We start from the raw sequence: 21,744 nt of genomic DNA, 5'->3' as shown, positions 1-21,744 counted from the left end.
AGCGACGACATTTTACCTTTTTTAGAGGAATCAATCGAATTAAACCCCACAAAATCAAAGCCTTAAACGTCCGAGCATAAAAAAAGCGCAGATAAAAAATTATCTGCGCTTTGATTTACCATCAATAACTTCTCTATTCAAAGAACTTTTTGACTTTATCCATCCAAGATTTACTTTGCGGGCTGTGTTTAGAACCACCTTCAGTCGTCAGCTGTTCAAAACTACGCAACAAATCCTTCTGCTTCTCAGTCAACTTCACTGGCGTTTCAATCACAACGTGGCAGAATAAATCACCAGCATAGCCAGAACGAACACCTTTAACACCTTTACTACGCAAGCGGAAAGTTTTACCCGATTGCGTACCTTCAGGGATCGTAAATGTCGCCTTACCACTTAAAGTTGGCACTTCGATGTCGCCACCTAAAGCGGCCTTAACAAAGGAAATCGGAATTTCGCAATGCAAATCATCACCTTCACGCTGGAAAACCTGATGTGGTTTGATATGGATCTCAACATACAAATCACCTGGCGGACCGCCATTAATACCTGGCTCACCATTACCTGAAGAGCGAATCCGCATGCCGTTATCGATACCAGCAGGAATCTTCACTTCCAAAGTCTTGTTGCGCTTGATGCGACCAGTTCCATTACATGGATTACATGGGTCGGTAATCATCTTGCCGGTGCCATGACACTTAGGACAGGTTTGTTGAATACTGAACAGACCTTGTTGCATACGTACTTGCCCGTGACCTGCACAAGTCGTACAAGTGACGGGGGAAGTACCTGGCTTGGCGCCAGATCCATGACAAGTTTCGCATTCGTCATAGCTTGGTACGCGTATCGTCGTATCAAAACCGTTGGCCGCCTGCTCCAAGGTAATTTCTAGGTTGTAGCGTAAATCGGCACCACGATACACCTGTGGACCAGAGCTACGGCCACGACCACCGCCAAAAATGTCGCCAAAAATGTCGCCAAATGCATCAGCAAATCCAGCGCCGTGACCACCGCCACCGCCGCCCATATTAGGATCGACACCAGCGTGACCATAGCGGTCATAAGCTTCGCGTTTTTGCGGATCAGACAGCATTTCATAAGCTTCTTTTGCTTCTTTAAATTTGTCTTCCGCAGTTTTGCTGTCTGGATTTCTGTCCGGATGATATTTCATCGCCAGCTTGCGATAAGCCTTTTTGATTTCATCATCTGAGGCATTTTTTGCAACGCCCAGAATTTCGTAAAAATCACGCTTCGCCATCTCGATTACACCTTGTTTTCATTAGAGTATTGCGTTTATCAAGCTTCTAAACCTCTCAACACAGAGACACAGAGGCACAAAGAAAAACAACTAAAGCATCTGTTTTTCTCTGTGAACCTCTGTGTCTCTGAGCCTCTGTGTTTAGAGGCTTTGACTTACTTTCCGCTAGATTACTTGCTGTCTTTCACTTCTTTAAAGTCAGCATCGACTACATCATCATCTTGTGGTTTCGCATCTGCGCCAGGTGCCGCACCTGCTGCGCCGCCAGCAGCGGCTTGCTGTGCTTGCATGTCTGCGTACACTTTTTCACCCAACTTTTGTGATACTGTCGACAAGTTACCGAGCTTGGTATCGATCTCAGCTTTATCGCCTGATTTCAAGACATCTTCCAACTCTTTAATCGCGGCTTCAATTTTCTCTTTCTCACCAGCTTCTAACTTATCGCCGTGTTCAGCCAAAGCTTTCTTGGTTGAGTGAACCAATGCATCACCTTGATTGCGAGACTCAGCCAATTCTTTGACTTTTTTGTCTTCTTCCGCATTCAATTCCGCGTCTTTCACCATTTTTTGAATTTCTTCTTCGGTCAAACCTGAGTTTGCCTTAATGGTGATCTTGTTCTCTTTACCCGTACCTTTATCTTTCGCGCCGACGTGCAGAATACCGTTGGCATCAATGTCAAAAGTCACTTCAATTTGTGGTGTACCACGTGCTGCTGGTGGGATACCTTCCAAATTGAATTCACCCAACGCTTTATTCTTAGCTGCGATTTCACGTTCACCTTGGAACACTTTAATCGTTACCGCAGGTTGGTTGTCATCCGCAGTGGAGAACACTTGGCTGAACTTGGTTGGAATCGTTGTGTTCTTCTGAATCATCTTCGTCATCACACCGTGTAATGTCTCGATACCCAAAGACAATGGTGTTACGTCCAACAACAAGACGTCTTTACGATCGCCAGACAAGACAGAACCTTGAATCGCCGCACCAACCGCAACCGCTTCATCAGGATTCACGTCTTTACGTGGTTCTTTACCGAAGTATTCTTTGACCAATTCTTGCACTTTCGGCATACGAGTCATGCCACCAACCAAGATCACATCATCGATGTCAGAGGTTTTTACGCCTGCATCTTTGATTGCCAAGCGGCATGGCTCGATGGTTTTTTGAATCAACTCTTCAACCAAAGCTTCCAACTTAGCGCGAGTGATTTTCAAGTTCAAATGCACAGGTGCGCCGTTTGCCATCGCGATATATGGCTCATTGATTTCTGTTTGCTGTGAGCTAGACAGTTCGATCTTCGCGCGTTCTGCAGATGCTTTGATACGTTGCAAAGCGATAGGATCTTTAGACAAATCCAAACCATTGATTTTCTTGAACTCGTCAATGATGTAGTCGATCACACGTTGGTCGAAGTCTTCGCCGCCCAAGAAAGTATCGCCGTTAGTCGACAATACTTCGAATTGCATTTCGCCATCGACGTCAGCGATTTCGATAATGGAAACGTCGAACGTACCACCACCCAAGTCATATACAGCAATCTTACGATCGCCTTTTTCTTTTTTGTCGAGACCGAATGCCAATGCCGCTGCTGTTGGTTCGTTGATGATACGTTTTACGTCCAAACCAGCGATACGACCTGCATCTTTAGTCGCTTGACGTTGTGCATCGTTAAAGTAAGCAGGAACAGTAATAACCGCCTCTGTTACTTCTTCACCGAGATAGTCCTCAGCGGTCTTTTTCATCTTACGCAACACTTCCGCAGAAATTTGCGGCGGCGCCAATTTCTTGTCACGCACTGAAACCCATGCATCACCGTTGTCTGCTTTAGAAATGCTGTATGGCATCAAGCCGATGTCTTTTTGTACTTCTTTTTCATCAAACTTACGACCGATCAAGCGCTTTACCGCATACAAAGTGTTTTTTGGATTAGTCACTGCTTGGCGTTTTGCTGATGCACCAACCAAAATTTCGCCATCTTCTTGATACGCAATAATGGATGGCGTGGTACGCGCACCTTCTGCATTTTCGATCACTTTTGGCTGGCCGCCTTCCATTACAGCGACGCAAGAGTTGGTTGTACCCAAATCAATACCGATCATTTTTCCCATGATATTTCCCTATCCTTAAAAATTATATTTTTGAACTTGGCGAGCCACACTTTGCAAAAATCATCAAACTGTGCCCTTCTGTTTCTGATGTATGGCAAATAAACTGCTTTTCAAGATACTTTTCGCATTTTCTTTAGATTTTTATGCGTTTTCTCTTACTTTTTGCTGTTTTTATCTCGTTCTAGACTGATTTACAGCGCACAACGAGCGCATTTAGGCGCTCTCCAAATCAATATTACTTGCTGAATTTACTTACCCTGTGCAACGGTCACCAATGCTGGACGCAACAAACGATCTGCAATCATGTAACCTTTTTGCAAGACTGTCACAATCGTGTTTGCTTCTTGTTCTGCAGGCACCATCGATACCGCTTGATGCTTGGTCGGATCAAGTTTCTCACCCTGTTGTGGATTAACCTCAAGCAGGCGATTTTTCTCGAAAGCGGCATTGAGTTGCTTTAAAGTCATCTCAACACCTTCTTTAATTGATTCGACCGTTTGCGTTTCAACTTTCAAGCCCATCTCGAGACTATCTTTTACTGGGACTAAAGATTCTGCAAAGCTTTCAATCGCAAATTTATGTGCTTTTGAAATATCTTCTTGCGCACGACGGCGAATATTTTCACCTTCCGCCTTGGCACGCATAAACGCATCTTGCAATTCCAGCACTTTCGCTTCTAGCTGCGCTAAGGTCTCAGCAGAAACACCTGGCTCGATGACCGCCTCAGGTTCAACCTGATTTTGTGCAGCAGCTGCCTGTAAGGCTTCAACATCAACTGATGTTGCTATTGTTTCAGTATTTTCTACTGGTTTATCTTGCTCTTGCATTCACAATCTCCATAAAAATCAAGCATTGCCCCTGTAAATGAGGTGGGTATTCGACAATTCAAGAGGAAAAATGCGCTTTTTTGCGTAAAAAACATAAATAACTTAGCAAAAAGTGAGGAATATGGAATTCAAATTGCCTTAATTGCAACTCACATATCCAGTGAGGTATAAAAAGCACTACTCAGATACCGAAATAACACCCAAGTGGCGTAAAATTGCGGACTTTCATAAAAAAACATTCAAGATCGGATTTCAGCATGATTTTAGTGACTGGCGGCGCAGGCTTCATTGGCGCAAATTTTGTTCTGAATTGGCTCGCAACAAATAATGAGGCGGTCATTAATCTGGATAAGCTCACCTATGCTGGCAATCTTAATAATCTCAGTTCACTAAAAGATGACACACGTCATTTGTTTGTGCATGCCGACATTAATGACAAAGCAACGGTTAATCGTCTATTACAAGAGCACCAACCCCGAGCGATTGTTCATTTTGCAGCAGAAAGCCATGTTGACCGTTCGATTCATGGTCCTGCCGCTTTCATCGAAACCAATGTCAACGGCACGTTTAGCCTTTTAGAATCCGTTCGGAGCTATTGGCAAGCTCTGCCAGATGCAGAAAAAGCGGCATTTCGCTTTTTGCATGTTTCAACCGATGAGGTGTATGGCAGCTTAGAAGCGAATGATCCGCCATTTACGGAAACCACCCCTTACGCGCCGAATAGCCCTTACTCTGCATCAAAAGCTGCATCCGATCATCTGGTCCGCGCTTACCACCATACTTATGGTTTACCGACCTTAACCACCAATTGCTCCAACAACTACGGTCCTCTGCACTTTCCAGAAAAACTGATTCCACTGGTAATTACCAATGCTCGCGCCGGAAAAGATTTACCGATCTATGGTGATGGTAGCCAAGTCAGAGATTGGTTATACGTGAGCGACCATTGCGCTGCCATTCGCCGCGTTTTAGAGTCGGGTCGTCCGGGTGAAACCTATAACATCGGTGGTTGGAACGAAAAAACCAATTTAAATGTGGTGCACACCATTTGCGATCTACTAGATGAATTGCAGCCAAAAGCGAATGGCAGCTATCGCGATCAAATTCGCCATGTAAAAGATAGACCCGGCCACGATAAACGCTATGCGATTGACGCACGCAAAATTGAGCGCGAACTTGGTTGGAAACCAGCCGAGTCATTTGAAACTGGTTTGCGTAAAACGATTAGCTGGTACTTGGCAAACGATGCATGGACCGAACAAGTTCTCTCTGGCGAATACAAGAATTGGGTTAATCTGCAATATCAAAATCAGGCATAAGCCCTGAGTAAATCCGTAGCAACCAAGACATCTCAGAAAACCAAAAAGAAGAGACCTACATGACGCAAACTCAACGTAAAGGCATCATATTGGCAGGCGGCTCAGGCACCCGTCTTTATCCTGTGACGAAGTCGGTATCCAAGCAGTTGTTACCGATCTACGATAAACCGATGATTTATTACCCACTAACGTCATTGATGTTAGCGGGCATACGAGACATTCTCATTATCTCAACACCACAAGATACACCTCGCTTTCAAGAACTTCTTGGTGATGGCGCACAATGGGGAATTAATCTCAGCTATGCGGTTCAACCTTCGCCAGATGGGTTAGCACAAGCTTTCATTATCGGTAAAGAATTTGTCGGTAATTCACCGTCCGCTCTAATTCTAGGTGACAATATTTATTACGGTCACGAGTTTGAAGCGATGCTGCGTAGTGCGGATAACAATCAAGATGGCGCAACCGTTTTTGCTTACCACGTGCATGATCCTGAACGCTATGGTGTGGTGGATTTTGACGCACAGCGCAATGCGATTAGCATAGAAGAAAAACCACTCAAACCAAAATCAAACTACGCCGTCACAGGTCTGTATTTTTACGACCAACAAATTTGCGATATTGCAGCCAACATCAAACCTTCGGCACGTGGCGAATTAGAAATTACTGATGTGAATAATGTCTATTTACAACAGGGTCAGTTGAAGGTTGAATTGATGGGGCGCGGTATGGCGTGGTTGGATACTGGTACGCATGACTCCCTTTTAGATGCAAGTCAATTTATCGCTACGATAGAAAAACGCCAAGGTCTAAAAGTGGCCTGTCCTGAAGAGATCGCCTTTCGTAAAGCCTATATTAGCGCCGCACAACTTGAACAACTTGCACAGCCCTTAAAGAAAAATGAGTACGGCCAGTACTTGTTGCGCTTGCTGAATCAAAAAAGTTTTTAAAAGTATTTTATGAATATTATCCAAACTGATTTACCAGAAGTCCTTATTTTAGAGCCCAAAGTATTTGGCGATGAACGTGGCTTTTTTTACGAGAGCTTTAATGCCAAAACCTTTGCAGCATGCACAGGCATCCAGACAGAATTTGTACAAGATAATCATTCTCGCTCTGCCAAAGGTGTATTGCGTGGATTACATTATCAAATTCAACATGCGCAAGGTAAATTGGTACGCGTAATCGCAGGTGAAGTATTCGACGTCGCAGTTGATGTACGTCGTAGTTCACCGAACTTCGGCAAATGGACCTCAGCGGTTTTATCCGCCAACAATTCTCGCCAAATGTGGATTCCACCTGGCTTCGCCCATGGATTTATTGTTACCAGTGACTATGCGGAATTTCTGTATAAAACAACCGACTATTGGGCACCAGAATATGAGCGCTGCCTTCTGTGGAATGATCCTGCATTAGGAATTCACTGGCCACTTGATAGTGTTGTGAATGGCGCACCTGCTTTGTCTGGCAAAGATCAATTGGGCAAATTATTGGCAAATGCTGAGGTTTTTGCATGAGAATTTTGTTGACGGGAACAAGCGGTCAACTTGGTCGTACTTTAGCGACAAATTTAGCTGATGTCGCTGAACTGATCACCCCACGCCGAGCCGATTTAGATCTATCAAACAGTGCATCGATTGCGTCCTACATTCAACAATGCAAACCCGATTTGATCATCAATCCGGCTGCCTACACTGCGGTCGATTTGGCAGAAAAAGAAAGCGAACTAGCTTATCGCGTCAACGCCGAAGCTCCGGCCGTCTTGGCACAAGAAGCAAAGCGTTTGAGTATTGGCTTAATCCACTTTTCAACTGACTATGTTTTCGATGGTGGTAAAGTCAATTCGGATGGAACGGCTAGCGCCTACACAGAACAAGATCAATGCGCGCCGCTCAATGTATACGGTGCCAGCAAACTGGCAGGCGAACAGGCGATAGTCGATAGCGGATGTGCGCATATCATTCTTCGCACGAGTTGGGTGTATTCTGACTTCGGCAAAAATTTCCTACTAACGATTTTGCGCTTAGCAAAAGAAAAGCCTGAGCTCAATATCGTCGCAGATCAATGGGGCACACCTAGTTCAACTATGTTTCTGAGCGATGCCACGAAACAAATTCTGGCTCAATTACAACAAGCAGAATACCCAATGACATGGTGGCAAACACACCAAGGCATTTATCACCTAACGCCAGATGGCGTGACCAATTGGTGCGAATTCAGCCAAGAGATTGTGACGTATGCGGCACAGCTTGGTTTGTTAAGCGCACCGCTGCCGCAAATACACGGCATTCCAAGCTCAGCTTATCCTACCCCGGCTCAACGACCACAAAATTCACGTTTGGATAAAACCAAGCTAGTTCAACAATTTGGTATTGTGCTACCTGCTTGGGATAAAGCTTTACATGCTTGCCTACAAGCGATGGCAGAAGCCAAACAGCGCGAAGCTGACAACTGATATGTCACTAAGAAGAAATACCATCTGGAATCTGATTGGCAGCGGTTCCCCCTTGCTCGCGGCAGCGTTCTGCATTCCTTACACCTTAAGAGAATTAGGCGCCGAAGGATTCGGCGTATTGACGCTGATTTGGGCCTTGATTGGGTATTTCAATTTTTTTGATTTTGGTGCTGGACGTGCTTTAACCTATGAGGTCAGTCGTCTTCAAAGCTCAATGCTGGAAGCGAATGCTGAGCACCGTCGATATGCGATCCACCATATTCTGAACGCAGGATTATTACTCACCGCAGTAACTGGCGTGCTTGGTTTCTTACTGATCATGGGATTCGCCTATCCATTGGCACACGATTGGTTAAAAATTACGCCGACATGGCAGCACGAAACCAAGCTTGCTTTACAAATCACCGCACTTGGGGTGATTCCTGCAACGCTCACCAGCGGCATGCGTGGCGCACTTGAGGGACTCGGTCAATTTAAAGAGTCCAACATTAACAAGATTTTTCTTGGGTTTAGCATGTTTATTCTGCCTGCGCTATCGATCATGCTGCATGGCAATAGCTTGTGGAAAATCACCATTTACTTGGTTGCGGCCCGCTTGATCACGGTTTTATACGGCGCATTTCAACTCAAACACTATTTATTTATTCGCCACCAAGTAGCAGAGCTCAAAGGAAATATGGGAAGCATGAAGCTGCAAATCCGTCAGCTTGTCTCATATGGATTTTGGGTCACAGTGACTGGGATAGTGAGTCCGTTGATGGTTTATGGTGATCGTTTTTTCGTCAGCGCCTTGGTGGGTGCGGATAAATTATCAGAATATGCGATTCCACAAGAAGGCTTGATGCGCTTACTGATGATCCCTATCGCTATTTGCGGTGCATTAATGCCCGTCTTCGCCACAATTGCGCAAAGAACAGAACTACATCTTTCCTACTCTAGTAACTTACGCCGCATGGTAAAAATCATGGCGGGGCTATGCGTGCTGACTTTAGTGATCGCTTATCCTGGATTCTCATGGTGGATTTCACCCGAATTTGCACAAAAAGCTTTCCCTATCACTGTCGTTTTAGTATTCGGTACCTTTATTAACGGCATCGCTGTAGTACCATATACCCTGCTACACGCAACGGGCAATACCAAAACAACGGCGTTATTCCATTTATTCGAATTATTCTTTTATATGGCCTTACTGGTTTTACTCACAAAAGAATTTGGTTTAATGGGAGCAGCCTTTGCTTGGGTCTGTCGAGTAAGCGTGGATTGGGTACTATTACACTTTGCGGCACGTCGTCTATTTAAATCTGACTCGACCAATCAAACACTTTTATCATCGTGATGCAAAAGACTCATCAACCAACGAATTTAGTAGGATTGCCTAGATGATTCATGTTGCTATTATTAGTCATGGACACGAGCAACTTTTAATCGACAGTCGGCTAGGCGGACTGTTGGACGAACGCACGCATCTAAAAATTTGGATCAAAGATAATAAACCAGCTGCCAAATTAAAAACCTTCTGCGAGCAACATCAAGTGTTTTACACCGATGCTGACGCCGGTCTAGGATTTGGCGAGAATAATAATTACTTGTTCAAATTGATTGAAGCGCAATCAGGTTTCGAGGTTTACGATTTCTTTCTGGTGATGAATCCTGATATTACCGTTACGCCTGAAACCGTATTTTCCCTTACGGAAAAGATGCGCACTTCAGGCCACGAGATCGCAACGCTCAATCTCTACCGAGATCAAGCGATGCAGGTGCCTGATAAAAATATTCGACACTTTCCAGGCATGTTATCGATTATGAAGATGCCTTTGGTGAACACCTTCAGCGAAACTTACGACAAAGATAGAATCGCCGCAGCGACAGATGCGATTGCGGTTGAATGGGCCTCTGGCGCATTCTTAGCGTTTGAACCCGCGCTTTATCGCGCTCTAGGTGGATTCGATCCTAGTTATTTTATGTATTTTGAAGATGTCGATATCTGTTTCCGCGCCCGACTCTATCATCAGCAAGCGGTCTACTATTACCCGCACTTAAAAGCTATTCATACTGCGGCACATAAGAATCGCAATATTTTCTCGCAGCATGCACGCTGGTTCTTTCACAGCTTCTCCAAGTTTCTATTACGTCGATACTTGCGTCTAAGCCCTGCCTATTCTGGCAAAAGCGCACCAGATACCAAAAATTAGTTGCGGCACTATGAACAATAAAATCCTCATCACGGGTGCAACTGGTTTTGTTGGCTCACATCTTTTACAAATGGCTTTGGCGCAAAATCGCGAAGTCATTTGTCCTATCCGTACAAGCAAAAATGCAACGTCACATTCATGGGCGAGCCAAATTCAAAACATCGATCGTCAAACTGATTGGCAGCCGCATTTAAACAATGTGCACACCGTAATTCATTGTGCTGCGCGAGTGCATGTGATGAACGATACTGCCAGCGATCCTTTGGCCGCATTTCGTGAAGTCAATTTGTACGGGAGTTTACGCTTAGCTGAGCAAGCTGCCGCTGCAGGAGTGCGTCAGTTTATTTATTTAAGTTCCATCAAAGTCAATGGTGAAATGACTATGAATGGGCAAGCATTCTCAGAAAACGATCCTCCGTCGGCAACTGATCCTTACGGTATATCCAAACAAGAAGCCGAAGCAGCATTGCTAGAACTAGGGCAACGGTCAGGTATGGCAATCACCATCATTCGTCCTCCTTTAGTCTACGGCAAGGGGGTTGGCGCAAACTTTCTTAGCTTATTAATTTGGGTTAAAAAACAGATCCCGCTGCCGCTAGGCAGTATTCATAACCAACGTAGTTTTGTCTTCGTTAAAAATTTGTGCGACTTTATTCTGCATTGTGTGCAAGACCCGCGTGCATTTAACCAAGTGTTTTTGATTTCGGATGGCAAAGATTTATCCACAACAGAATTGCTACAAGAAGCGGCAAAAGCGCTAGAAGTGCCTTCACGCCTGCTTCCCTTCCCAGTTAGCTTGATGACTTTTGCGGCAAAATTACTTGGCAAAAAAAATATTACGGATCGTTTGTGTCAATCACTACGTGTCGATAGCCAAAAAGCGCAGAAGCAAATGGAGTGGTCGCCACCTTTCACCATACAGCAAGGTTTGCGGGAAAGTGCTGCAAGCCTGATTTCAGATCACAAGCCTCATTCAAATTAATAAGTAAAATTTATGAAAAGACTAGCTGACTTAATACTCGCTTTGATAGCGGCCATCATCTTAGTGATTCCATTCATCGTCGTTGCGTTGATGGTTAGACTCACGTCAAAAGGACCTGTGATTTATTGGTCTGATCGTGTTGGTCGCTACAATCGTATTTTCAAGATGCCAAAGTTTCGCTCTATGCGAATTGATACGCCAGCAGTTGCGACCCATTTATTAAGTAATCCAGATCAGTATCTGACGCCGGTTGGCTCGTTTTTGCGTAAATCAAGTCTAGATGAATTGCCACAATTATGGAGTATTCTCAAAGGCGATATGAGTTTTGTTGGCCCACGCCCGGCTCTTTATAATCAAGCGGATTTAATTGCTTTGCGCACCGAAAAACAAGTTCACACCATCGTTCCTGGTTTAACTGGTTGGGCGCAGATCAATGGTCGCGACGAACTACCGATCCCGCAAAAAGTTGAGTTGGATGCTTATTATTTACAGCATCAATCATTGCTATTAGATATTCAAATTTTGTTTCGCACTTTCTTTAAAGTGATTAAACGTGATGGCGTGACCCACTAAGACAAATCAAACTGGGCAAACTCCTAAATCATGATGCAAGCATTAGTTAATCTTCCACGCTTACAAAAGCAAATTATTGCGGGCGCTGTTGACGCCATTTTTTTGCCGCTTGCGTTTATGCTGGCGATCCTTACTCGCTATGAGACGATTAATATTGAATTAATCAAACACTATGCTTGGTTAATCGCAGCAGTACCTCTATTCGCCATTCCGATCTTCATCAAAATTGGTTTATACCGCGCAGTGATACGTTACATTGATCACAAAATGGTCAGTGTCGTTATCATCGGCGTAAGTCTATCTGTATTGGCGCTTGCCTTTCTCAGTTTTATGTTGCAGCTAACCGCAATCTCCCGTGCGGTCTTTGTCATTTACTGGTCTGGCGCAATACTTTACGTCGGTGCAAGTCGCCTAGCGGCACGCGCTTATCTCGGCGGTTTGCGACGCAATCCCAACGCAACCAAAATCGCCATTTATGGTGCGGGTACCGCTGGCATGCAGCTGGCCAATGCTTTGCGCGCTGGACACGAACTCGATTGCATCGCCTTCATCGATGACAATCGTTCCATGCATGGTTCTTCAATCGCGGGCATCAAAGTTTATGCGGTTGAGCAAATTCCTCAACTAGTGAAATACTTTGGTATCAAAGAAGTCTTGCTTGCTCTACCCAGTATTTCAAAAGCCAAACAAAAACAAATTCTCGATCATCTGGAAACTTATAAGGTGCGCGTCAAAGTCACGCCATCGATCAAAAGTTTGATCAATGGTGAATTACGTGTGCAAGATATTCGCGATGTCGAAATTGAAGACTTGCTAGGACGCGATCAGGTGGAGCCAGATGAAGCATTGCTAGCCACCTGTATTACCAATAAAAATGTTTTAGTCAGCGGCGCCGGCGGCTCTATCGGTTCGGAATTATGTCGCCAAATTTTGCGCCAAAAACCCAACAGCTTAATGCTATTGGAAATGTCAGAATTTTCACTGTATTCGATAGAGCAAGAATTAAGTGCTTTGCGCGATCAATTACAATTGAAATGCGAAATCAAACCTTTCTTAGGTTCGATACACGATAGCGCAAAGCTAGACAAAATTTTCCGTGGCTTTCAGATTGATACGGTATATCACGCTGCCGCCTATAAACATGTTCCACTGGTCGAACACAATCCCATCGAGGGCATACGCAATAATGTATTTGGCACCTACAAATTAGCACAAGCAGCAATCGATGCCGGCGTTAAACAATTCGTCTTAATCTCGACAGACAAAGCTGTGCGCCCAACCAATGTGATGGGCGCGACTAAACGCTTGGCCGAACTTATCTTACAAGCCAACGCACGTCGTCAAACTGGCACACGATTTTGTATGGTTCGCTTTGGCAATGTACTAGGCTCCTCTGGTTCAGTGGTTCCACTATTCCGCAAACAAATCATGCAAGGCGGTCCTATTACCTTGACGCATGCAGAAATAACACGCTACTTCATGACTATTCCCGAAGCGGCACAATTGGTATTGCAAGCGGGTGCAATGGGACAAGGTGGTGATGTGTTTGTACTCGATATGGGCGAACCTGTCCGCATCATCGATTTAGCACGTCGCATGGTACATTTGTGCGGTTTGGAAGTGAAATCAACCGAGCATCCGGAAGGTACGATAGAAATCCGTGAAGTCGGTTTACGTCCAGGTGAAAAGTTATACGAAGAATTGCTGATTGGCGACAATGTAGAACGTACCACGCATCCACTGATTATGCGCGCGCAAGAAGCCGAATTAGTTTGGGAAGAATTACAAGCAGCATTAGAAGAATTAGAGCAAGCCTGCCAGCATTTTGATTATGAAAAAATTCGCAGTTTGATACAGCGATTGGTTATTGAATATCAACCGCAGTGCGGTATTGAAGATTTTATTTGGCAGTTGAAGAACAAAACATAAAAGCCTCTGTATTGAGAGGTTTTAAAAAAATTAATTTACAGGTAAATTTTATGTCCCTACTTTCCAAAAGTATTTTTAAAGCCTACGACATTCGTGGCATCATCGATAAGACTTTAGACGCCGATGTTGCTTACGCGATTGGACAAGCCTTCGGTAGTGCTGCGCTTGCCAAAGGTGAGAAAACCGTCGTCATCGGTCGCGATGGACGCTTATCGGGTCCGTCATTAGCGGCAGCCTTGGCAATGGGCTTGCAAGCGACAGGCATCAATGTGATTGACCTCGGTGTAGTCGCCACGCCGATGGTGTATTTCGGCACCAACGTATTAGGCGCGACATCCGGCATCATGGTCACGGGCAGTCATAATCCGCCTGACTACAACGGCTTCAAAATGGTGTTAGCAGGCGAAGCGATTTATGGCGATACCATACTCGCCTTGTACGACCGCATCGTCGCCAAAGACTTCGCGGTTGGTGAAGGAACATACAGCACCCATGACATCAAAGCGGCATATTTGGAACGCATCGTCAGCGACGTCAAGCTCACACGCAAAATCAAGATTGCGGTGGACTGCGGCAATGGTGTCGCTGGCGCATTCGCAGGTGACTTATACCGTGCGATGGGTTGCGAAGTGACTGAGTTATTTTGCGAAGTTGATGGCAATTTCCCGAATCATCATCCAGATCCTGCGCACCCAGAAAATCTGCAAGATCTGATTCGTTGTTTACAAAATTCTGACGCAGAAATTGGTCTCGCGTTTGACGGTGATGGTGATCGACTTGGCGTCGTCACCAAAGATGGTCACATCATTTACCCAGATCGCCAGTTGATGTTGTTTGCCGCCGATGTATTAAGTCGCAATAAGGGTGCGCAAATTTTATATGACGTGAAATGCACGCGCCATTTATCTAGCTGGATTAAGTCACATGGCGGCCAACCCTTAATGTGGAAAACTGGTCACTCACTGGTCAAAGCCAAACTCAAAGAAACCGGCTCACCGCTCGGTGGCGAAATGAGTGGTCATGTATTCTTTAAAGATCGTTGGTATGGCTTCGACGATGGCTTGTATGCAGGTGCACGCTTGTTAGAAATTCTCAGCAAGGTAGCAGATATGACCACGACCTTGAAAGATTTACCGCAATCAAGCAGTACGCCAGAGTTACAAGTCAAATTAAGTGAAGGCGAAAATTTTGCCATCATCGCTGAGATGCAAAAAAATGCCCATTTCCCAGATGCGACCGAGATCATTGACATCGATGGTTTACGTGTTGAATATCCGGATGGCTTTGGACTGGCGCGTTCTTCGAACACGACACCCGTTATTGTTATGCGTTTTGAAGCAGAAACACCAGAAGCGTTAGCACGAATTCAGGCTGCGTTGAAAGCAGCAATTTTGACAGTAAAACCGGATGCGGTTTTACCCTATTAAATTCAGTTGAACACCCCCTCTCCGGCAGGCGGGAGAGGGTTGGGGTGAGGGTAGTTCAGGTTGGCGAAACGCATATGAAATGTCGTTCTATTTGGATGCTAAAACGAAACTTCATTTTACCTGCGCGACGTCCCTCATCCCCTGCCCTTCTCCCGCTCGCGGGAGAAGGGAGTAAACACAAGCAGAATTCAAATAGCTGACAGTCATTTTTTTAATCAAATCAAATCAATTCAATAACGTGAAAATTCTATTGATCCGCGTTTCCTCCCTCGGCGATGTCCTCCACAATATGCCCATGGTCGATGACATCAAAGCACATTATCCCGACGCACAAATTGATTGGGTGGTGGAAGAAGCCTATGTGAATTTGGTTAAACTTCAACCCAAGGTCAATAAAGTCATCGCCTACGCGCAACGACGCTGGCGTAAGAATTTGGGCAATAAAGAAACGCGTGCGGAGATCAAACATTTTTATCGCACCCTACGTGAAGAAGCTTACGACTTTGTTTTTGACACACAAGGTTTGCTAAAAACGGGCATCATCATGGGCATGGCACGCAAGTCATCCAATGGAAAAAAGGTCGGTTTAGCAAATGGCACGGAGGGATCTGGATATGAAGGTATTTCCAGAATTTTTCATGATGTGAGCATCCCAGTTGATCGTCGAACCCATGCTGTTCTTCGTGGTCGCTTGGTGGCAGCTGCAGCACTGAATTACAAAGTCGATACACCTGCGAGTTTTGGTTTGCAAAAGCTCGATTTACATCCAGCATGGATGCCCGCAACGCCCTACATCGTGTTCTTTCATGGCACCGCAGGAGAATCGAAAAAGTGGTCGCGTCACAATTGGATAGGCACCGCACGCGATTTACAGGTAACGGGCTGGCCTATCTTGCTGCCATGGGGTAGCGAAACGGAAAAACGCGAAGCGGAAGCAATGGCAGAACACATGAGCAATGCAGTTGTATTACCCAAATTATCGATGCAAGAAGCTACGGTATTAGCGCAAAAAGCTGCCCTGGTCATAGGTGTAGATACAGGCTTAGTTCACATCGCTGCCGCCTATGAGACACCGACCGTCGAACTTTATTGCGACTCACCAAAATGGAAGACTGAGGGAAACTGGTCAGACAAGATCATTAATTTAGGCGATCAGGGAAAACCACCAAGCGTTGCAGAAGTTGAAATCGCGTTTGAAAAATTACTGGGGAAACGCAAGTAATCAATATTCGCGTCAAACACTAAATTGCTTCGATCACACAAATTTACTGATGAGCAAATAGTTCTGATATAACTTATAGAGGCTTAAGCTAACTTAATTTGGTTTCACGCTCGCTGGTTTGTGAACACTGGTTTGGGGCTTACTTTCTAACTTACTTCCCGCATCCAAAATCTGTACAAAGATTTCGTTTTTTTTAATCATTCCAAGTTCAAAACGGGCACGTTCTTCAACTGCGGCTGTACCGCTCTTTAAATCTTGTACTTCAGAATCTAATTTCGCATTGCGCGCTTTCAATTCTTCATTTTTTGCATGGGCTGCATTCACTTGCTTGTCCAATTCCCATACGCGCAGCCAACCGCCCTTACCTAACCACAGCGGATACTGGATCAGGACTAGCAAGGCTAACAAGGCAATGGTGATAAGACGCATGCGATTTTAATCAAATTTAGAATGAGAATCAGAATGACCAGAACGAACAGCTGGACTATATTTCATAAGGATAAAAAGGGGAAGTGAACTTCCCCTTTTTAGTACACTAATCAATCACAGTAGTTGCGATTCATCATCATTACCTCAAATTGTAAAACGCATCACGACCTGGGTAGCTAGCGATTTCGCCCAGATCTTCTTCGATACGCAACAATTGATTGTATTTCGCCATTCGATCAGAACGAGACATCGAGCCAGTTTTAATTTGCAACGCATTTGTACCGACTGCGATGTCAGCGATCGTGCTGTCTTCGGTTTCACCAGAACGATGTGAAATTACGGCAGTGTAACCAGCACGTTTTGCCATTTCGATGGCAGCAAACGTTTCTGTCAAAGTACCGATTTGGTTGATCTTGATCAGGATAGAATTAGCGATACCTTTTTGTATGCCTTCTTTCAAAATCTTGGTATTCGTTACGAACAAATCGTCACCAACGATCTGTACTTTCTTACCGAGTTTTTCAGTCAGAATCGCCCAACCTTCCCAATCGCCTTCAGCCATGCCGTCTTCGATAGAGATAATTGGATATTTATCGCACCAAGTTGCTAACAAGTTAGTGAAATCTGTTGAAGACAAAGTCAAGCCTTCGCCTTCCAAATGGTATTTGCCATCTTTGTAGAATTCGCTCGCGGCGCAATCTAAGCCCAAGGCGATTTGCGTGCCTGGTGTGTAACCAGCCGCTTCAATCGCTTGAATGATCAATTTGATCGCTTCTTCGTGGTTTTCTACGGAAGGTGCGAAACCACCTTCGTCACCAACCGCTGTCGTCAAACCTTTGTCGTGCAAGATTTTTTTCAGGCTATGGAATACTTCAGCACCGTAGCGAATCGCTTCACGGAAAGTAGGTGCGCCAACTGGGATGATCATGAACTCTTGCAAGTCCAAATTATTATCCGCATGCGCACCACCGTTGATCACGTTCATCATTGGTACAGGCAATTGCATTGCGCCTGAGCCACCGAAATAACGATACAACGGCAAACCAGCTTCTTCAGCAGCTGCTTTCGCTACCGCCATCGATACCGCCAACATCGCGTTTGCACCTAAGCGTGCTTTGTTTTCTGTGCCATCTAAATCGATCAAGGTACGATCCAAGAACGCTTGTTCGTTCGCATCTAAACCCATGATCGCTTCAGCGATTTCGGTGTTGATGTTTTCACAGGCTTTCAATACACCCTTACCCATGTAGCGAGACTTGTCACCATCGCGCAATTCGATCGCTTCACGAGAGCCTGTTGATGCACCTGAAGGTACAGCAGCACGACCCATTACGCCAGACTCCAACAACACATCACATTCCACAGTTGGATTGCCGCGTGAATCAATTACTTCACGACCGATAATATCAACGATAGCACTCATGCAAATTCTCCTAAACAATCAAATGACAAAAATATTGATTTCAAGTCTGATGCGACGCATCACAAACAATCGGGTCTAATCTTGTAGAAACTGCGCACACAATTCGAGTATTTCGTTTGGTCTGCATCGAGTCTCTTCTTCAAAACACATATATGGTTTTGCAGCGATCATCATCCATTCATACATTGAAACCGATGATAAAAATTTGCCCCGCAAAACCAATCGGCTTTGCGAGGCATTTGGTCTTAATTAAAACTAGATTCTAAAAATCCGTTTTTCTTAACGATACGATCTAAATCTAATAAGGTTGCGAGCAATTCTTTCATACGTCCGAGTGGAACTGCATTCGGACCATCAGACATCGCTTGAGCTGGGTTCGGATGCGTTTCCATAAACAAGCCTGAAATACCCACCGCCACAGCAGCACGCGCCAATACCGGTACGAATTCGCGTTGACCACCAGACGAGGTACCTTGACCACCAGGCAGCTGTACAGAATGCGTTGCATCGAATACGACTGGGCAATTGGTTTCGCGCATGATGGCTAATGAACGCATATCGGATACGAGATTGTTATAACCAAAGGACACGCCACGTTCGCAGGCCATAAAATTATCTTCTGGCAAGCCAGCTTGCTTTGCCGCCAAGCGCGCTTTTGCGATCACATTGATCATGTCGTGTGGTGCTAAAAATTGACCTTTTTTGATATTCACCGGCTTGCCGGATTGTGCACAAGCTTGAATGAAGTCGGTTTGACGACACAAAAATGCAGGCGTTTGCAAAACATCGACCACCGCTGCCACTGGTTTGATTTCATCGATTTCATGAATATCCGTCAGCACTGGCACATTCAATTGCTTCTTCACATCAGCCAAAATCTCCAAACCCTTTTCCATGCCTAAGCCACGGAAAGACGTACCGGAGGAGCGATTTGCTTTATCGAAAGACGATTTATAAATGAAAGGAATACCGAGTTCACTCGTGATCACTTTCAAAGCACCTGCCGTATCCATCGCCATTTGATGCGACTCGATCACACAAGGACCTGCGATCAAAAAGAACGGCTGATCCAAACCAACGTCAAATCCACATAATTTCATGGTCAAACTCCTTATGCTTGCGCTTGATTGTTCACCAAAGCGGCTTTGGTTGCTGCTTTGTGTGCCAAGGCCGCTTTTGCAAATGCAGTGAATAATGGATGACCATCACGTGGTGTCGATTTGAATTCAGGATGATATTGCACACCTAAATAGAATGGATGCACGCTCTTCGGCAATTCAATAATTTCGCACAAATCTTCAGTCGGGGTACGCGCTGATACGACCAAGCCCGCATCTTCGACGCGTTTCAAATAGTGATTATTTGCCTCGTAACGATGGCGGTGACGCTCGGTCACAACATTACCGTAAATATCGGATGCCAAAGTATTTGGTTGAACCGCGCAGGTCTGTGCACCTAAACGCATGGTGCCACCGAGATCGGAATTTTCATCGCGCAATTCGACTTTACCATCGTGGCTTTGCCATTCATTGATCAAAGCAACCACGGGTTGTTCTGTTTCGAGATCAAACTCAGTCGAATTCGCCATCGCCAAGCCCGCTTTATTGCGTGCGTATTCGATCAAGGCGACTTGCATGCCTAAGCAAATACCGAGGTAAGGAATTTTGTTTTCACGTGCATAACGTGCTGCCAAAATTTTGCCTTCTACGCCGCGTTTACCGAAGCCACCTGGAACCAGAATCGCATCGTATTTTTCCAAGGCCTTGGTGCCATGGGCTTCGATTTCTTCGGAATCAACGTACTCGATATTCACGCGACTTTCAGTATGAATGCCAGCATGACGCAATGCTTCTGTTAACGATTTGTAGGACTCCGTCAAATCGACATACTTTCCTACCATGCCGATCGTGACCTCTTCTTTTGGATTATCTAATGCGTAGATGAGCTTATCCCACATGCTCAAATCGGCTGGTTTTGGTGCCAGACCTAATTTGTCGCAGATGATCTTGTCTAAGCCTTGATCATGCAACATTTGTGGAATCTTATAAATCGTATCGGCATCCCAAACAGAAATCACTGCTTCTTCAGCGACGTTTGAGAATAACGAAATCTTGGCACGTTCATCATCCGGAATACGGCGATCAGCACGGCACAATAAGGCATCAGGGAAGATACCGATTTCACGCAATTTTTGTACACTGTGCTGGGTCGGTTTGGTTTTCAATTCACCAGCCGACGCCAGGAAAGGAACCAAGGTTAAATGCACGAAAGCAGATGAATTTTTACCAGCGCGCAAACTTAATTGACGTGCTGCCTCTAAGAAAGGTAAGGACTCAATATCACCCACCGTACCACCGATCTCAACCAAGGCCACATCAAATCCGGCAGAACCGCGATGAATGTATTCTTGAATTTCATTCGTGATGTGCGGAATAACTTGCACTGTTTTACCCAAGTATTCACCACGACGCTCTTTGCGAATCACCGATTCATAAATTTGGCCGGTCGTGAAATTATTCACTTTTTTCATCTTCGCAGAGATGAAACGCTCATAGTGCCCCAAATCCAAATCCGTCTCAGCACCGTCATCGGTAACGAATACTTCACCATGTTGGAATGGGCTCATAGTACCCGGATCCACATTGATGTAAGGATCGAGTTTGAGCATGGTAACTTTGAGGCCGCGCGATTCAAGAATAGCAGCGAGTGAGGCAGCAGCGATGCCTTTGCCTAGAGAGGAGACGACGCCCCCAGTAACGAATACGAACTTAGTCATTGCAGAAGGTGCCCAACGGCACAAGCGGGAAATTCGAATTATACCGCATGATGCCCAGAGGCGCACGCCACTAGGAAGTTTTTTTGCGTTGGTAGCACGCCAAAAATAATGCTAAATTGCATTTATTTAAACGATTAATTTAATTAATCCACCGACAATTTAATCAGTCGAAGCTGTTCATAAAATACAATTATTTACAATAAGGTTAAAAAACAAAGTGAACTTTGGCTTTCCCAAATTCAATCGTCCCAACATCTCGCTGGGGACAAAAACAAATACCAAAAGCCCTTTCGACACATCACCGCTACCCGCACTTAATTTAAGTGGGTATCGCTTGAGACCGATACTCGCCAAAGACTTGCCTATTTGGTTCAATTATCTGACCTTGCCTGAAGTAAAAGAGCACACTAGTTGGCAGCTCAAATCGGCTGAAGATTTACAACAATTTATTCAAGCTCAAGACTGGTCACAAGCACTAGCACAAATCAAATTTGCGATCGCCAATCAGCAAGATGAATTAGTCGGCACTATAGGTTTTCACACCTACGTTAAAGCGAATTTCAGTGCGGAGATTGCATATGACTTATCACCCTCCTACTGGGGCAAAGGAATTGCTAGCAGCGCCTGCCAAGCACTGACTAATTGGGCACATCAAGAAATCGGATTAGTGCGCGTACAAGCCTGCGTGTTAGACAGCAACTTTCGCTCACTGAACGTATTGCAACGATGTCAATTTGAACGCGAGGGACTACTTCGCCGCTATAAACATATTCATGGCAAAGCACGAGATTATTGGATACTGAGTCATATTTAGACAGATTCAGACA

At 45.0% G+C, this 21,744-nt stretch carries 19 protein-coding genes; 12 read left to right on the top strand and 7 right to left on the bottom strand.

The window, feature by feature from the left end:
- Positions 1-133: 133 nt before the first annotated feature.
- From dnaJ to grpE, 3 genes are all read right to left on the bottom strand, one after another.
- Positions 134-1,255 carry a molecular chaperone DnaJ gene (gene dnaJ, locus KDM92_RS10425; RefSeq protein WP_189346557.1) on the bottom strand — a complete coding sequence of 374 codons (1,122 nt, stop codon included), beginning with the start codon at positions 1,253-1,255 and terminating at the stop codon, positions 134-136.
- Between the two features lie 170 nt (positions 1,256-1,425).
- On the bottom strand, positions 1,426-3,363 hold the full coding sequence (dnaK, locus tag KDM92_RS10420; protein WP_212684283.1) for a molecular chaperone DnaK: 1,938 nt from the start codon (positions 3,361-3,363) through the stop codon (positions 1,426-1,428).
- A 248-nt stretch (positions 3,364-3,611) separates the two neighbouring features.
- Positions 3,612-4,190 carry a nucleotide exchange factor GrpE gene (gene grpE / locus KDM92_RS10415; protein ID WP_212684282.1) on the bottom strand — a complete coding sequence of 193 codons (579 nt, stop codon included), beginning with the start codon at positions 4,188-4,190 and terminating at the stop codon, positions 3,612-3,614.
- A gap of 257 nt (positions 4,191-4,447) precedes the next feature.
- Here grpE and rfbB point away from each other — a divergent pair, with 257 nt between their 5' ends.
- From rfbB to waaC, 11 genes are all read left to right on the top strand, one after another.
- Positions 4,448-5,509 (top strand): dTDP-glucose 4,6-dehydratase, encoded by a 1,062-nt coding sequence (gene rfbB / locus KDM92_RS10410; RefSeq protein WP_212684281.1) that lies wholly within the window; start codon positions 4,448-4,450, stop codon positions 5,507-5,509.
- Positions 5,510-5,568: 59 nt separating this feature from the next.
- Positions 5,569-6,459 carry a glucose-1-phosphate thymidylyltransferase RfbA gene (gene rfbA, locus KDM92_RS10405; RefSeq protein WP_212684280.1) on the top strand — a complete coding sequence of 297 codons (891 nt, stop codon included), beginning with the start codon at positions 5,569-5,571 and terminating at the stop codon, positions 6,457-6,459.
- A 9-nt stretch (positions 6,460-6,468) separates the two neighbouring features.
- Complete coding sequence (gene rfbC / locus KDM92_RS10400; protein ID WP_212684279.1) at positions 6,469-7,026, top strand: dTDP-4-dehydrorhamnose 3,5-epimerase; 558 nt, start codon at positions 6,469-6,471, stop codon at positions 7,024-7,026.
- Positions 7,023-7,964 carry a dTDP-4-dehydrorhamnose reductase gene (gene rfbD / locus KDM92_RS10395; RefSeq protein ID WP_212684278.1) on the top strand — a complete coding sequence of 314 codons (942 nt, stop codon included), beginning with the start codon at positions 7,023-7,025 and terminating at the stop codon, positions 7,962-7,964. The genes rfbC and rfbD overlap by 4 nt, the downstream gene beginning before the upstream one ends.
- A 1-nt stretch (position 7,965) precedes the next feature.
- Positions 7,966-9,300 (top strand): flippase, encoded by a 1,335-nt coding sequence (locus KDM92_RS10390; protein WP_212684277.1) that lies wholly within the window; start codon positions 7,966-7,968, stop codon positions 9,298-9,300.
- Positions 9,301-9,343: 43 nt separating this feature from the next.
- Complete coding sequence (locus tag KDM92_RS10385) at positions 9,344-10,156, top strand: glycosyltransferase (protein WP_212684276.1); 813 nt, start codon at positions 9,344-9,346, stop codon at positions 10,154-10,156.
- A gap of 10 nt (positions 10,157-10,166) precedes the next feature.
- Positions 10,167-11,138 (top strand): UDP-glucose 4-epimerase family protein, encoded by a 972-nt coding sequence (locus KDM92_RS10380; protein ID WP_212684275.1) that lies wholly within the window; start codon positions 10,167-10,169, stop codon positions 11,136-11,138.
- Between the two features lie 12 nt (positions 11,139-11,150).
- Positions 11,151-11,711, top strand: coding sequence for a sugar transferase (locus KDM92_RS10375; RefSeq protein ID WP_212684274.1), 561 nt, complete (start codon positions 11,151-11,153; stop codon positions 11,709-11,711).
- A 33-nt stretch (positions 11,712-11,744) separates the two neighbouring features.
- Positions 11,745-13,640: a polysaccharide biosynthesis protein gene (locus tag KDM92_RS10370; protein WP_212684273.1), complete on the top strand. Its 1,896-nt coding sequence runs from the start codon at positions 11,745-11,747 to the stop codon at positions 13,638-13,640.
- 50 nt (positions 13,641-13,690) lie between these two features.
- Positions 13,691-15,067, top strand: a complete 1,377-nt coding sequence (locus KDM92_RS10365) for a phosphomannomutase/phosphoglucomutase (protein ID WP_212684272.1) — start codon at positions 13,691-13,693, stop codon at positions 15,065-15,067.
- Positions 15,068-15,305: 238 nt separating this feature from the next.
- Positions 15,306-16,289 carry a lipopolysaccharide heptosyltransferase I gene (gene waaC, locus KDM92_RS10360; protein ID WP_212684271.1) on the top strand — a complete coding sequence of 328 codons (984 nt, stop codon included), beginning with the start codon at positions 15,306-15,308 and terminating at the stop codon, positions 16,287-16,289.
- A gap of 93 nt (positions 16,290-16,382) precedes the next feature.
- Here waaC and ftsB read toward each other — a convergent pair whose 3' ends face one another.
- The 4 genes from ftsB to KDM92_RS10340 all read right to left on the bottom strand — a co-directional run bounded on the left by ftsB (position 16,383) and on the right by KDM92_RS10340 (position 20,917).
- On the bottom strand, positions 16,383-16,718 hold the full coding sequence (ftsB, locus tag KDM92_RS10355; protein ID WP_212684270.1) for a cell division protein FtsB: 336 nt from the start codon (positions 16,716-16,718) through the stop codon (positions 16,383-16,385).
- Positions 16,719-16,857: 139 nt separating this feature from the next.
- On the bottom strand, positions 16,858-18,141 hold the full coding sequence (eno, locus tag KDM92_RS10350) for a phosphopyruvate hydratase (RefSeq protein WP_212684269.1): 1,284 nt from the start codon (positions 18,139-18,141) through the stop codon (positions 16,858-16,860).
- Between the two features lie 245 nt (positions 18,142-18,386).
- Positions 18,387-19,241 carry a 3-deoxy-8-phosphooctulonate synthase gene (kdsA, locus tag KDM92_RS10345; protein ID WP_212684268.1) on the bottom strand — a complete coding sequence of 285 codons (855 nt, stop codon included), beginning with the start codon at positions 19,239-19,241 and terminating at the stop codon, positions 18,387-18,389.
- An 11-nt stretch (positions 19,242-19,252) separates the two neighbouring features.
- Positions 19,253-20,917, bottom strand: a complete 1,665-nt coding sequence (locus tag KDM92_RS10340) for a CTP synthase (protein ID WP_212684267.1) — start codon at positions 20,915-20,917, stop codon at positions 19,253-19,255.
- A 334-nt stretch (positions 20,918-21,251) separates the two neighbouring features.
- Between KDM92_RS10340 and KDM92_RS10335 the strand changes: the two genes are divergently transcribed.
- On the top strand, positions 21,252-21,731 hold the full coding sequence (locus tag KDM92_RS10335) for a GNAT family N-acetyltransferase (RefSeq protein WP_212684266.1): 480 nt from the start codon (positions 21,252-21,254) through the stop codon (positions 21,729-21,731).
- The last annotated feature ends 13 nt before the right edge of the window (positions 21,732-21,744 follow it).

This window comes from Affinundibacterium baiyunense, from assembly GCF_018139645.1.
In the GTDB taxonomy this organism is placed as follows: Bacteria; Pseudomonadota; Gammaproteobacteria; order Burkholderiales; family Burkholderiaceae_D; genus Undibacterium; species Undibacterium baiyunense.
Note: the sequence above shows the minus strand (reverse complement) of the source record. Positions and strands in the feature narration are given on the sequence as shown.